Raw genomic sequence first — 13379 nt, forward strand, 5'->3', positions numbered from 1 at the left:
CGGCGTCGAACCCTGGCACCGACACGCAGGCCCGATCTACAGTGGAGTTTGCTCACGCGCCGCCCGCTGACTAGCGTGGCTCCGGCAGTTATCCACAGGCTCGGACCGACGTTTTCCGCGGCATCGGGTGGAATCGTCAACAACCCGGGGGGCCCATGTCATCGCACGAAGTTCCAGATGTTCCCGTCTGGACCGCCGTCCTCGACGAACTCGTGCGAGACGATCGCATCACCCCGCAGCTGCACGGCTTCATCAGCCTGGCCGTCCCGCAGGGCGTGATGGGCGGAACGCTCTATCTCGACGTGCCCAACGACCTCACCGCGGCGCAGTTCACCAAGCGCATGCGCGCGCCCATCCTCGAGGCGCTGACCCGGGTGGCCGAGGACGTCCAGGATCCCGCCTCGAACTTCCGCGTCGTCGTCAATCCCGAGCTGGCCGACGCGCACCTTACCGCTCCCATCTCGCTGCCGCAGACCGCCGCCGCTGCGCCGCCGTCCTCGTCCCCGGTCGGGCGCCCGCCGCTCGAGGAGCCTGCGGACGTGGCATCCGTCTCCCGCAGCGACACCCGGCTCAACCCGAAGTACACGTTCGACAACTTCGTCATCGGGCAGTCCAACCGCTTCGCGCATGCCGCAGCGGTCGCCGTGGCCGAAGCGCCCGCCAAGGCGTACAACCCGCTGTTCATCTACGGCGACTCGGGGCTCGGCAAGACCCACCTCCTGCATGCGATCGGCGACTACGCGCTGAGCCTGTACGCCGGCATCCGTGTGCGGTACGTGTCCAGCGAGGAGTTCACGAACGACTTCATCAACTCGATCGCCAACAACCGCGGCTCGGCATTCCAAGCGCGGTATCGCGACGTCGACATCCTGCTGATCGACGACATCCAGTTCCTCCAGGGCCGCGCCGAGACGCAGGAGGCCTTCTTCCACACGTTCAACCAGCTGCACGACCACGACAAGCAGGTCGTGATCACGAGCGACGTGCCGCCGAAGCACCTCACCGGCTTCGAGGACCGCATGCGCAGCCGGTTCGAGTGGGGTCTCATCACCGACGTCCAGGCGCCGGACCTCGAGACGCGCATCGCGATCCTCCGCAAGAAGGCGCAGTCCGAGCGCCTGCACATTCCCGACGAGGTGCTGGAGTACATCGCCACGGTCGTCTCCAGCAACATCCGTGAGCTCGAGGGCGCCCTCATCCGCGTGTCGGCGTTCGCGAGCCTCAACCGCTCAACCCTCGACATGTCGCTGGCCCAGACCGTGCTGCGCGACATCGTCGACCAGGACGACGCCAACGTCGTCTCACCGACCGACATCATCACGGCGACAGCGGCCTACTTCAAGCTGACGGTGGATGACCTGTACGGGTCGAGCCGGTCGCAGTCCGTGGCCACCGCGCGTCAGATCGCGATGTATCTGTGTCGTGAGCGCACCAGCCTGTCGCTGCCCAAGATCGGGCAGCTCTTCGGCAACCGCGATCACACCACGGTCATGTACGCGTACAAGAAGATCAGCGAGCTGATGAAGGAGCGCCGCTCCATCTACAACCAGGTCACCGAGATCACCGCCCAGCTGGGCCGGAACGGCCGCTGACGGCTCGTCGAGACAGCCAAGCGGGCCCCCATGCGCGAGCGCGGGGGCCCGCTTGCGCATATGCCCGAAGAAGTTCTTGACATCGAGGCCGCAGGGGCGCCATCATCCGGTTCTGCACAGTGTGGAAAACTTGTGGATAACTCTCGGACCCTGCGGAAATCCCTGTGCACACGGGTGGGATGCCTGTGGATGGATGGCGGATGCGTCGGGCCGGGGCATCCGTCCTCCCGAGGCTCCTCCGCAGCCGTTCCACAACTCACACGCGTGTGGTTTCGGTGTGCCGACTGCGGACGCGGACGTTGTCCACAGTTTCCACAGCCGTTAACACCATGACAAGAAATCTCTCTGATGAATCCGATCCGATGACCTTCGCGGTGGACGGAGGCAGACCGAAGAACCGGACTGGCAATCGGCGAGGCTGGCACTAGCATGAGAACCCCGAGCCCGCAGCCTGCGGGTCCGCCGCAGAGGGAGCGTTCGTGAAGTTCCACGTCAATCGCGATGTGTTCAGCGAAGCCGTATCGTTCGTCGTCAAGCTCCTGCCGCAGCGGAACCCCCAGCCGATCCTCGCCGGCGTGCTGATCGAGGCATCCGACGAGGGGCTCTCGCTCGCGGCGTTCGACTACGAGGCCTCGGCCCGCACCACGATCGAGGCGACCGTCGATGAGCCGGGGACGATCCTGGTGCACGGCCGGCTGCTGTCCGACATCGCCAGCCGTCTTCCCAACGCGCCCATCCAGATCGAGGTCGACCAGGACGGCGGCATCCTGCTGACGTGCGGCTCGGCCCGGTTCACACTGGCGTCCATGCCGGTGCAGGAGTATCCCGCGATCCCCGAGGTCTCGGGCGATTCGGGTCTCGTGCCGTCGGAGGACTTCGCCACCGCCATCTCGCAGGTCGCGTTCGCCGCGTCGCGCGACGACGTGACGCCGGTGCTGACCGGCGTGCAGCTCGAGGTCTCGGGCACCCGCCTCAGCCTCGTGGCCACCGACCGCTACCGCGTGGCGCTGCGCGAGATCCCGTGGGACGGCGGGTCGGCCGCGGGCGACGAGGCGACGACGGCGCTCGTGCCCGCGCGCACGCTCACCGAGGTCGGGAAGACCTTCGCGCACGGCGGCGACATCTCCATCGCGTTCTCGGGGTCGGGCGACCGCGAGATCATCGCCTTCACCGCCGGCAACAAGACCGTGACGTCGCTGCTGATCAAGGGCAACTTCCCGCCCGTTCGGCGGCTGTTCCCCGAGCAGACCGAGCACCACGCGGTGGTCAACACGGCGGAGCTCGCCGAGGCGGTGCGCCGCGTGTCGCTGGTGCTGGACCGCTCCGCCCCGCTGCGGTTCACTTTCACGTCCGACAGCGTGTCGATGGATGCCTCGGGCACCGAGCAGGCGCGCGCGACGGAGTCGGTGGATGCCACGCTGCAGGGCGGCGACGAGGTCACGCTGGGTCTCAACCCGCAGTACCTGCTCGAGTCGCTCGGTGCCGTCAAGAGCGAGTTCGTGCGGATCACCTTCACCTCGAGCGAGAACGCGAACAAGCTCAGCCCCGTGCTGATCACCCCGCAGACGTCGGTGGACCGCGCCGGTTCGGACTCGTTCCGCTACCTGCTGCAGCCCAACCTCCTCCTCAGGTGACGTCGGCTGCGATCATTAGGCTTGTCCGGTGATCGTGGAGCACCTGAGTCTGGTCGACTTCCGCAACTATGCGGCCGCCGACGTCGAGCTCGGCCCCGGTCCCAACGTCTTCGTCGGCCGCAACGGCCAAGGCAAGACCAATCTCGCCGAGGCGATCGGCTTCCTCGCGACGCTGGGCTCGCATCGCGTCTCCCACGACGCGCCCATGGTGCGCGACGGCGCGGACGCTGCGATCATCCGCGCCCGGCTCGCCCACGGCGAGCGCCGGGTGCAGCTGGAGGTGCAGGTCAATCGGCAGGGGTCGAACAAGGCGCGGGTCAACGGGTCGCCGGTGAAGCCCGCCGACCTGCCGAGGTACGCGCAGGTGGTGCTGTTCGCGCCCGAGGATCTGCAGATCGTCCGCGGCGACCCGTCGGCCCGCCGCAGGTTCGCCGATCAGCTGCTGGTGCAGCGCGCGCCGCGCATGGCCGGCGTGATCTCGGACTACGACCGCGTGCTCAAGCAGCGCAACGCGCTGCTGAAGTCGGCGAGGGCGCGGGGGATCCGCGGCGACGCCCTCTCCACCCTCGATGTGTGGGACGACAAGCTCGTCTCGCTCGGCACCCAGCTGATCGCCGCCCGGCTGGCGCTGGCCGCCGACCTGGCGACACCACTCGCTGCCGCCTACACCGCCATCGCGGGGGCCGACCACAACCACGAGATCGAGTGGGCGCTGTCGGTCGCCGGCGCCGAGACGGGTGAGGACGCCGACGGCGCCGCTTCGACGACGACCGGCGGGCCGGGCGGGCCGGGAGCCGGACCGGTTCCGGATGCCTCGACCACCCGCATCGCCGAGCTCTTCCGCCAGGCACTCGCGGTCAGGCGCGCGTCCGAGCTCGAGCGCGGACTCACCCTCGTCGGGCCCCACCGCGACGACCTGCTGCTGCGGATCCGCGGGCTTCCGGTGAAGGGCTACGCGTCGCACGGCGAATCGTGGTCGGTGGCGCTCTCGCTGCGCCTGGCCTCGGCCGAGCTCCTCCGGGCCGACTCGCGGCTCGGCGACCCGGTGCTCATCCTCGACGACGTGTTCGCCGAGCTCGACGCCGACCGCCGCGCGCGGCTCGCGGGCCTGGCCGCCGGCTACGAGCAGGTGGTCGTCACCGCGGCCGTCGAAGGCGATGTGCCCGAGAACCTGCGTGCCCGCATGGTGCGGGTGGATGCGGGTCGCATCGTGGGCCGCGTCGACGAGGAGGAGGCCGATGCCTGACCCGTCGACGGAGCCCGCCACTCCCGGCGATCGCGCAGCCGTCCCCGAGACGATCGCGACCTATCTGCGCCTGCGCGGGCTCGAACCCTCGGCGCGCTCCTACCGCAAGCGCCGCCGCCGCACCGAGGAGGACGAGAACCTGCCGTTCGCCCCCGGCCGCGATCCGCGCGGGGTCGGCGACGTGCTCTCCGACCTCACGCGAGAGGCGGGGTGGGACGCTCAGCTCGCCCGTGAGGACGTCGTGCGCGCGTGGGACCAGGTGGCCGGCGCCGACACCGCCCGGCACACCCGCCCGGTCGCCTTCTCGGAGGGGACGCTCACCGTCCGAGCCGACTCGACGGCCTGGGCCAAGCAGCTCCAGCTGATGCGTGCGCACATCCTCTCGGAGATCGTCCGGCGCTTCCCTGAGGCCGGCGTGACGGCGGTCCGCTTCATCGGGCCGGACGTCCCCTCCTGGAAATGGGGTCCCAGAACGATTCCAGGGCGCGGTCCGCGCGATACCTACGGCTGACCCACGTCAGGAGACCTCTTCGAGGATTTCAGGCGCTCACACGGGCGCAGAGCGCGGGGAAGCAGCTGTGACCCGATAGACTGACGGGGTCCACTCCGAAGGATTTGGAGCCATCGCGAAGATGACGTCTGACAACCCCGACAACGTTTCCGAGGAACCCGAAACGCCCGACCGGGCTCCCAGCGAATACGGGGCAGATGCCATCCAGGTGCTGGAGGGCCTCGAAGCCGTCCGCAAGCGCCCCGGGATGTACATCGGGTCCACCGGCGAACGGGGTCTCCACCACCTCGTGTACGAGATCGTCGACAACTCGGTCGACGAGGCCCTCGCCGGGTACTGCGACACGATCAGCGTCACGATCCTCGAGGACGGCGCCGTCCGCGTCGTCGACAACGGGCGCGGCATCCCGGTCGACATGCATCGCACCGAGGGCAAGTCGACCGTCGAGGTGGTGCTCACGGTGCTGCACGCGGGGGGCAAGTTCGGCGGCGGCGGGTACGCGGTGTCGGGCGGCCTCCACGGCGTCGGCTCGTCCGTCGTCAATGCGCTGTCGACGCGTCTCGAAGTCGAGGTGAAGCGCCAGGGCCATGTGTGGCGTCAGTCGTATCGTGGCGGCGGCCAGCCGCTGGCCCCTCTCGCCAAGGGTGAGACGAGCGACGAGACCGGCACCACCATCACGTTCTGGCCCGACCCCGAGATCTTCGACACCGTCGACTTCGACTACGACACGCTGCGCACGCGCTTCCAGCAGATGGCCTTCCTCAACAAGGGCCTGCGCATCAGCCTGCGCGACGAGCGGCCGCATGCGCTCGTCCCGGACGACGACCCGGCCGACGGCGTCAGCGAGCCGCAGCCCCGCCACGACGACTTCCTCTACGAGCGCGGCCTGGTCGACTACGTCGAGCACCTCAACAAGGTGCGTCACGCCGATGTGGTCAACGACGAGATCATCGAGGTCGAGTCCGAAGACACCGTGCGCCACATCTCCATCGAGCTCGCCATGCAATGGACGACGAGCTACACCGAGAACGTCTTCACCTTCGCCAACACCATCAACACGCACGAGGGCGGCACCCACGAAGAGGGTTTCCGTGCGGCGCTGACCACCCTGGTCAACCGCTACGCGCGTGCGCAGAACATGCTCAAGGAGAAGGACGACAACCTCACCGGCGAAGACATCCGTGAGGGACTGACCGCCGTCATCTCGGTCAAGCTCTCCGAGCCGCAGTTCGAGGGGCAGACCAAGACGAAGCTCGGCAACACCGAGGCGAAGGCGTTCGTCCAGAAGGTCGTCGGCGACAAACTCGGCGACTGGTTCGACCGCAACCCCACGCAGGCCAAGAACGTCATCCGCAAGGCGATCGACGCCGCGTCCGCGCGGCTCGCCGCCCGCAAGGCGCGCGAGACGGCGCGCCGCAAGAGCGTCTTCGAGTCGGCCGCGATGCCCGACAAGCTCAAGGACTGCACCAGCAAGGACCCGTCGATCAGCGAGATCTTCCTCGTCGAGGGCGACTCGGCCGGCGGCTCGGCGGTGTCGGGCCGCGACCCGCACACCCAGGCGATCCTGGCTCTGCGCGGCAAGATCCTCAACGTCGAGCGCGCCCGCCTCGACAAGGCCCTCTCCAACAAAGAGGTCCAGGCGATGATCCAGGCCTTCGGCACCGGCATCGGCGAGGACTTCGACATCGACAAGGCGCGGTATCACAAGATCGTGCTGATGGCGGATGCCGACGTCGACGGCCAGCACATCACCACACTGCTGCTCACCATGCTGTTCCGGTACATGCGCGGACTGATCGAGGCGGGCTTCGTGTACCTCGCGATGCCGCCGCTGTACCGCCTGAAGTGGACGAACGCGCCGCACGAGTACGTCTACTCCGACAAGGAGCGCGATGCGCTGCTGGCCGACGGACTCGCCAACGGCAAGCGGATCCCCAAGGACTCCGGCATCCAGCGCTACAAGGGTCTGGGCGAGATGAACGCCAAAGAGCTGTGGGAGACCACGATGGACCACCGCACCCGCACCCTCCGGCAGGTCACCATCGACGACGCGGCCGCGGCCGACGAGATCTTCTCGGTGCTGATGGGCGAGGACGTCGAGTCCCGTCGCACGTTCATCCAGCGCAACGCCAAGGACGTCCGCTTCCTCGACATCTGAGCCGCGCCTCGGCGCCGGCATCCGTTCAGACAGAACACGAAAGACAGACATGGCAGACGACACTTCGGCAGGCTCTGCGACCGGCGAGCCCGAGCACGACCACGGCCGCATCGACCAGGTCGACCTGCAGCTGGAGATGCAGCGCAGCTACCTCGACTACGCGATGGCCGTCATCATCGGCCGGGCGCTCCCGGATGTCCGCGACGGACTGAAGCCGGTGCACCGCCGCGTCATCTACGGCATGTACGACGGCGGGTTCCGCCCCGACAAGTCGTTCTCCAAGTGCGCCCGCGTCGTTGGCGAGGTGATGGGCCAGTACCACCCGCATGGCGACACCGCGATCTACGACGCCCTCGTGCGTCTGGTGCAGCCGTGGTCGCTGCGCTACCCGCTCGCGCAGGGCCAGGGCAACTTCGGGTCGCCCGGCAACATGGGCGCGGCGGCGCCGCGGTACACCGAGACGAAGATGGCCCAGCTCGCGCTCGAGATGGTGCGCGACATCGAAGAGGAGACCGTCGACTTCCACGACAACTACGACGGTCAGACGCAGGAGCCGTCGGTGCTGCCGGCGCGCTTCCCGAACCTGCTCGTCAACGGATCGGTCGGCATCGCGGTCGGCATGGCGACCAACATCCCCCCGCACAACCTCCGCGAGGTCGCCGCCGGCGCGCTGTGGGCGCTGGAGCATCCGGATGCCCCGCGCGAGGAGCTGCTGGAGGCGCTCCTGGAGCGCATCCCCGGCCCGGACTTCCCGACCGGTGCCCAGATCCTCGGCACCAAGGGGATCCGGGAGGCCTACCGCACGGGTCGCGGGTCGATCACGATGCGGGCGGTCGTCGCGATCGAGGAGATCCAGGGCCGCACGTGCCTGGTCATCACCGAGCTGCCGTATCAGGTCAACCCCGACAACCTGGCGGTCAAGATCGGCGACCTCGCCCGTGACGGCAAGATCACCGGCATCGCCGACATCCGCGACGAGACCTCGGACCGCACCGGCCAGCGCCTCGTGGTGGTGCTGAAGCGGGATGCCGTCGCCAAGGTCGTGCTGAACAACCTGTACAAGCACACGCAGCTGCAGGAGAACTTCGGCGCGAACATGCTGGCGATCGTCGACGGAGTGCCGCGCACGCTGCCCCTCGACGGCTTCATCTCGCTGTGGGTCGATCACCAGATCGACGTCATCGTGCGTCGCACCGCCTTCCGCCTGCGCAAAGCGGAAGAGCGCATGCACATCCTGCGCGGCTACCTCAAGGCGCTCGACGCCCTCGACGAGGTCATCGCGCTCATCCGCCGGTCCCCCACCGTCCAGGAGGCGAACGAGGGCCTGCAGAAGCTCCTCGACATCGACGAGATCCAGGCCGACGCGATCCTGCAGATGCAGCTGCGGCGCCTGGCGGCTCTCGAGCGTCAGAAGATCGTCGACGAGGCCGCCGAGCTCGAGCGCCAGATCGCCGACTATCAGGACATCCTCGCCACCCCGCAGCGTCAGCGCGACATCGTCCGCGACGAGCTCACCGCCATCGTCGAGAAGTTCGGCGACGAGCGGCGCACCCACATCCTGCCGGGCTACGACGGCGACATGTCGGTGGAGGACCTCATCCCGGAAGAGGAGATGGTGGTCACCGTCACGCGCGACGGCTACATCAAGCGCACGCGCATCGACAACTACCGCTCCCAGCATCGCGGCGGCAAGGGCGTCAAGGGCGCGCAGCTGCGTGCCGACGACGTCGTCGAGCACTTCTTCGTCACGACCACCCACCACTGGCTGCTGTTCTTCACGAACAAGGGCCGCGTGTACCGGTCGAAGGCCTACGAGGTGCCCGAAGCCGGCCGCGACGCCAAGGGCCAGCACGTCGCCAACCTCCTGGCCCTGCAGCCGGACGAGGAGATCGCCCAGATCCTCGACATCCGCGACTACTCCGTCGCGACCTATCTCGTGCTCGCGACCCGCAACGGCCTGGTGAAGAAGACCCGACTCAGCGAGTACGACACCAACCGCCAGGGCGGCATCATCGCCATCAAGCTCCGCGGCCAGGTGCCGGACGAGGCCGACGAGGCCGACAGCGGTCCCGACGACGAGGTCGTCAGCGCCCTGCTCGTCGATGAGGGCGATGACATCCTCCTCATCAGCCGGCAGGGGATGTCGCTGCGGTTCTCGGCGACCGATTCGGCCCTCCGCCCCATGGGCCGGTCGACCTCCGGCGTGAAGGGCATGGACTTCCGTCCGGGCGACAGCCTGCTCTCGGCGTCGGTCGCCACCGACCAGGGATACGTCTTCGTGGTGACCGAGGGCGGGTACGCCAAGCGCACGTCCGTCGACCAGTACCGCGTGCAGAACCGGGGCGGGCTGGGCATCAAGGTGGCCAAGCTCAGCCTGGATCGGGGCGGTCTCGCCGGTGGTCTGATCGTGTCGGAGGACGACGAGGTCTTGGTGGTCCTTGCCAGCGGCAAGGTGGTACGCTCTGCCGTGGCCGAGGTCCCCGCCAAGGGTCGAGACACGATGGGAGTCGTGTTCGCCCGTTCCGACGAAGCCGATCGCATCCTCGCGATCGCACGCAACGGCGAGCGGGGCCTGGCCGAAGAACCAGACGACGCAGCCGCCGACGGCGCCGAAGAGGCCCCGTCACCCGACGTCCCCAGCGGGACGGATGCCTCGCCCGAGACCCCCGAAGAGAGCACTGACTCATGAGCACGGTAGCCGACAAGCTCGCCAAGAAATCCAGCCACAAGACGAACGCCAAGCAGGTGCGCCTGCGTCTGGTGTACATCGACTTCTGGTCTGCCGTGAAGCTGTCCTTCCTCGCCGCCATCGCGATCGCCGTCGTCACCGTCGTGGCGTTCGTGATGGTGTTCCTGGTGGTGCAGACCACCGGCCTCATCGCGCGAGCGGACGAGTTCTTCTCGAGCTTCTCCGACGGCAGCATCCTGCTGTCCCAGTTCGTGAGCTTCCCGCAGGTGCTGGCGTTCTCGGCCGTCGTGGCCATCCTCAATCTCGTCGTCGTGACGGTGCTGGGCGCCGTCATCGCCGGGATCTACAACCTCGCGGTCAAGGTGACCGGCGGTCTGCTGGTCGGCTTCACCTCCAACTGACGCCCAGCGCTGAGCGCCGGCATCCGGAATCGACCCCGGATGCCGGCGCTTTCGCATTCCCGTCAGACGACGGTCGTGCCGAGCAGAGTGCCGATGAGCCAGGTCGCCAAGAGGGCGAGCGCGCCGCCGACCACCAGCCGCGTCGCCGCACGCAGGCGGGGCGCGCCGCCGAGGACCGCGGACAGCGTGCCGGTGGCGGCGAGGGCGATAAGGACGGCGGCGAATGTCACCGGCACACGCCAGTCGGGCGGCGGCAGCAGGATCGCCAGCAGCGGCAGCAGGGCGCCGAGCGTGAACGCGATCGCGGAAGAGAGCGCGGCATGCCAGGGGTTCACGAGGTCGTCCTGATCGATGTGCAGCTCGATCTCGAGGTGCGCCGACAGCGCGTCGTGCGCCGTCAGCTCGACGGCGACCTGGCGGGCCGTCTCGTCCGAGAGGCCGCGCGCCCGGTACAGTCCGGTGAGCTCCTCGAGCTCCGCCTCCGGCATGTCGCGCAGTTCCCGGCGTTCCTTGGCGATCAGAGCGCGCTCGGAGTCCCGCTGGCTGCTGACCGACACGTACTCGCCGAGTGCCATCGAGATCGCGCCACCGACGAGCCCGGCGATGCCGGCCGTGAACAGTGCCCCGCTGTCGGTGGTGGCGCCGGCGACGCCGACCACCAGCGCGGCGACGGAGACGATGCCGTCGTTGGCACCCAGCACGCCGGCGCGCAGCCAGTTCAGCCGCTGTCCGGTTCCCGCGCGGTGCGGCTCGTGCGGGTGCGCCTCTGTGCTCACGCGCCCAGTCAACCAGTCCGATTCGTGAAATCGAGATCCGTCGGGTAAAGTCTTGGAGGTTGCGGGGCGCGAGCGCCGCAGACAACGGGGCTATAGCTCAGGCGGTTAGAGCGCTTCACTGATAATGAAGAGGTCCCAGGTTCAAGTCCTGGTAGCCCCACTCACAGCCCCCGGGGCCTTAGCTCAGTTGGTAGAGCGCCTGCTTTGCAAGCAGGATGTCAGGAGTTCGAATCTCCTAGGCTCCACGTCACGCCGGTCCCGAGGGGCCGGCGTTCGTCGTCTCGCCCGGTCACTCCGCGGTCGCGTCCCGGCCGTCCCGCACGGCATCGACGACGGTGCGGATCGCGTCGATGACGACGGGCGCGTTGTCGATCATGACGTTGTGGCCGCTCTCAGCGATGATGTGCTGCGCACCATCGACGAGGTCGGCCACCTCGGCCTGCGCCCGCTCGTGGGCAGCGTCGATGACGAAGCCGAAGTCCGCCGGGACACCGGGCGGCAGACCTCCCGCGTCCGCCTGCGCCCGCATCTTCGGACCGTTCTTTTCGTCGGCGGTGATGACCACGAGGGGAAGCTGCCGGATCGCGTCGGCGGCGGTCACCTGATCGAGGGCGACGTCGGGGTCCATGCGCTCGAGGTCGGGGTAGTCCTCGATCTGCTCGGCGGTGCGCGCGTTGGCCTGCTTCCAGATCTCCCACTCTTCGGCGCTCAGGTGATCGCGCAGCTCGGACGACAGACTGTCGACGAGCACGAGGCCCGCGACATCGCCGGGGTGGGTGCTCGCGAACAGGCGGCTCACGATCCCGCCATACGAATGACCGATGAGCACGACCGGCACCGCGACATCGGCTGCGTCGAGCAGGGCGCGCAGATCCGCCACCGCCTCGGCGGTGGTGGTCGGCTGCGTCACGGGGTCGCTCCTGCTCTCGCCGCCGCCTTCGATCGCGCGCGTCGTGCCCGGGCGGTCGTAGGCGCACACCCGCGTGGTGCGAGCCACCTCGGGGAAGACGCGGGGCTCGGGACCCAGCGGGCTGTTCCAGAGGTCGCCCGCGGCATCCAGCCCCGACACGAGCACGACGGTCGGGGCGCCCTCCCCCGCGCACTCGATGTACATGCGCCGCCCGTCCCCGATGTCGACGAGCCCGGCCACGTCCTCGCTCGAAGTCTCCGCCCGGCCCGGCTCCTCGGTCTCGGTCTCCGCCGCGGTGCACGCCGTGAGCGTCAGCCCCGCCGCGCACAGCAGCACGATGATGAAGCGGCGCGCCATGACGACCTCCTCGTCCCCAGACGGGATCACCGCAGACCCGGCTGCATCGTACTGCGGCGGCATCCCGTCGTACAGACCGGTGGCCGGCTGCCACGTGCCGCGCGATCTGTCGCAGACGATCCGGTGCGCGGTAGAGTGCAGCCACCATGGCCGACCTGCGGGGAGGAGGCCGTGCCGGCCGCGTGCGCCTGCTCACGATCGGCACGCTGCTGTCCTTCATGCTCGGCGGGTGCGCCTCTGCCGCGCCGTCCGCCGAACCCAGCCGTGCGCGCAGCGACGCATCCATCGCCGGCCTCTTCGACATCGGAGACGGACGCGAGGTGTTCATGGAATGCCGGGGCAGCGGGTCGCCGACGGTGGTGTTCGTCTCGGGCACCCGCGGCGCCGCCGACGAATGGCAGACGCTGCTCCCCGGCGTCGCGCCGGGGACGCCGACCACGTTCGAGGCGGTCGCCGCACACACCCGCGCGTGCGCCTACGACCGCCCGGGAACGATCCGCGACGATGGCTCACCCACGCCGTCGACGGCCGTCGCCCAGCCGACGACGGCGGCCCAGGGTGCCGACGACTTGGAGGCCGTCCTGCACGCGGCCGGAGAAGAGGGACCCTATGTCGTGGTGGGACTGTCGCTGGGAGGCCTGATCGCCCAGCAGTTCGCCCGCACCTTCAGCGACGACGTGGACGGCCTGGTGCTGCTGGACTCCGCCAGCGCTCACCTGCAGCGCACACTCACACCCGAGCAGTGGGACGCGTGGATGGCGGCGATCGCCGCGAGCGGCGACGGGGTCGCCGAGGCGCCGGACTACGAGGCGAGCATCGACGGGCTCGGCGCGACCGCCGCCCTTCCCCGCGGGACGCCGGTCGTCGTGATGTCGTCGGACCAGCCGTGGGATCTGCAGGTGACCCCGGGAGCCTCCACCTGGCCGGCGTGGGTCGAGGCGCAACGCCTCCTGGCGGAAGAGCTCGGCGCCGACCACCTCACCCAGACCCGCAGCGGCCATGGCCTGCCCGCCGAGCAGCCGCAACTCGTGACGCGCGCGATCCTGGGTGTCGTGGGGATGCTGCGCCCCGCCGGATGACGCTCTCCGCCGGTTTAGGGTGAAGC

Annotated in this window: 10 protein-coding genes and 2 tRNA genes; 10 read left to right on the forward strand and 2 right to left on the reverse strand. The window is 68.9% G+C overall.

The window, feature by feature from the left end:
• Positions 1-155 precede the first annotated feature (155 nt).
• From dnaA to IR212_RS00035, 7 genes are all read left to right on the forward strand, one after another.
• Positions 156-1592, forward strand: coding sequence for a chromosomal replication initiator protein DnaA (gene dnaA / locus IR212_RS00005; RefSeq protein WP_194397019.1), 1437 nt, complete (start codon positions 156-158; stop codon positions 1590-1592).
• A gap of 479 nt (positions 1593-2071) precedes the next feature.
• Complete coding sequence (dnaN, locus tag IR212_RS00010) at positions 2072-3226, forward strand: DNA polymerase III subunit beta (protein ID WP_194397020.1); 1155 nt, start codon at positions 2072-2074, stop codon at positions 3224-3226.
• Between the two features lie 28 nt (positions 3227-3254).
• A complete protein-coding gene (gene recF / locus IR212_RS00015; protein ID WP_194397021.1) occupies positions 3255-4472 on the forward strand; it encodes a DNA replication/repair protein RecF in 1218 nt (405 codons plus the stop codon).
• Positions 4465-4983: a DciA family protein gene (locus IR212_RS00020; RefSeq protein ID WP_194397022.1), complete on the forward strand. Its 519-nt coding sequence runs from the start codon at positions 4465-4467 to the stop codon at positions 4981-4983. The genes recF and IR212_RS00020 overlap by 8 nt, the downstream gene beginning before the upstream one ends.
• Before the next feature lie 121 nt (positions 4984-5104).
• Complete coding sequence (gyrB, locus tag IR212_RS00025; RefSeq protein ID WP_194397023.1) at positions 5105-7141, forward strand: DNA topoisomerase (ATP-hydrolyzing) subunit B; 2037 nt, start codon at positions 5105-5107, stop codon at positions 7139-7141.
• A 49-nt stretch (positions 7142-7190) separates the two neighbouring features.
• Positions 7191-9830: a DNA gyrase subunit A gene (gene gyrA / locus IR212_RS00030; protein WP_194397024.1), complete on the forward strand. Its 2640-nt coding sequence runs from the start codon at positions 7191-7193 to the stop codon at positions 9828-9830.
• A complete protein-coding gene (locus tag IR212_RS00035; RefSeq protein WP_194397025.1) occupies positions 9827-10231 on the forward strand; it encodes a DUF3566 domain-containing protein in 405 nt (134 codons plus the stop codon). The genes gyrA and IR212_RS00035 overlap by 4 nt, the downstream gene beginning before the upstream one ends.
• A 62-nt stretch (positions 10232-10293) precedes the next feature.
• Here the strand turns inward: IR212_RS00035 and IR212_RS00040 are convergent, their stop codons facing one another.
• Positions 10294-11007: a VIT1/CCC1 transporter family protein gene (locus tag IR212_RS00040; protein ID WP_194397026.1), complete on the reverse strand. Its 714-nt coding sequence runs from the start codon at positions 11005-11007 to the stop codon at positions 10294-10296.
• An 86-nt stretch (positions 11008-11093) separates the two neighbouring features.
• On the opposite strand from IR212_RS00040, the gene IR212_RS00045 reads away from it, so the two are divergent.
• Positions 11094-11167, forward strand: a tRNA-Ile gene (locus tag IR212_RS00045).
• 12 nt (positions 11168-11179) lie between these two features.
• A tRNA-Ala gene (locus IR212_RS00050) sits at positions 11180-11252 on the forward strand.
• A gap of 44 nt (positions 11253-11296) precedes the next feature.
• Here IR212_RS00050 and IR212_RS00055 read toward each other — a convergent pair.
• Complete coding sequence (locus IR212_RS00055; protein WP_194397027.1) at positions 11297-12274, reverse strand: alpha/beta fold hydrolase; 978 nt, start codon at positions 12272-12274, stop codon at positions 11297-11299.
• Positions 12275-12420: 146 nt separating this feature from the next.
• Here IR212_RS00055 and IR212_RS00060 point away from each other — a divergent pair, with 146 nt between their 5' ends.
• On the forward strand, positions 12421-13353 hold the full coding sequence (locus IR212_RS00060) for an alpha/beta fold hydrolase (protein ID WP_194397028.1): 933 nt from the start codon (positions 12421-12423) through the stop codon (positions 13351-13353).
• The last annotated feature ends 26 nt before the right edge of the window (positions 13354-13379 follow it).

It is taken from the genome of Microbacterium atlanticum (assembly GCF_015277815.1).
Classification (GTDB): Bacteria; Actinomycetota; Actinomycetes; order Actinomycetales; family Microbacteriaceae; genus Microbacterium; species Microbacterium atlanticum.

Coding starts and splice junctions, on each gene's coding strand:
- IR212_RS00020 (WP_194397022.1), top strand. CDS start 4,465: ATGCCTGACCCGTCGACGGAGCCCGCCACTCCCGGCGATCGCGCAGCC.
- gyrA (WP_194397024.1), top strand. CDS start 7,191: ATGGCAGACGACACTTCGGCAGGCTCTGCGACCGGCGAGCCCGAGCAC.
- gyrB (WP_194397023.1), top strand. CDS start 5,105: ATGACGTCTGACAACCCCGACAACGTTTCCGAGGAACCCGAAACGCCC.
- IR212_RS00035 (WP_194397025.1), top strand. CDS start 9,827: ATGAGCACGGTAGCCGACAAGCTCGCCAAGAAATCCAGCCACAAGACG.
- dnaA (WP_194397019.1), top strand. CDS start 156: ATGTCATCGCACGAAGTTCCAGATGTTCCCGTCTGGACCGCCGTCCTC.
- IR212_RS00060 (WP_194397028.1), top strand. CDS start 12,421: ATGGCCGACCTGCGGGGAGGAGGCCGTGCCGGCCGCGTGCGCCTGCTC.
- IR212_RS00055 (WP_194397027.1), bottom strand. CDS start 12,274: ATGGCGCGCCGCTTCATCATCGTGCTGCTGTGCGCGGCGGGGCTGACG.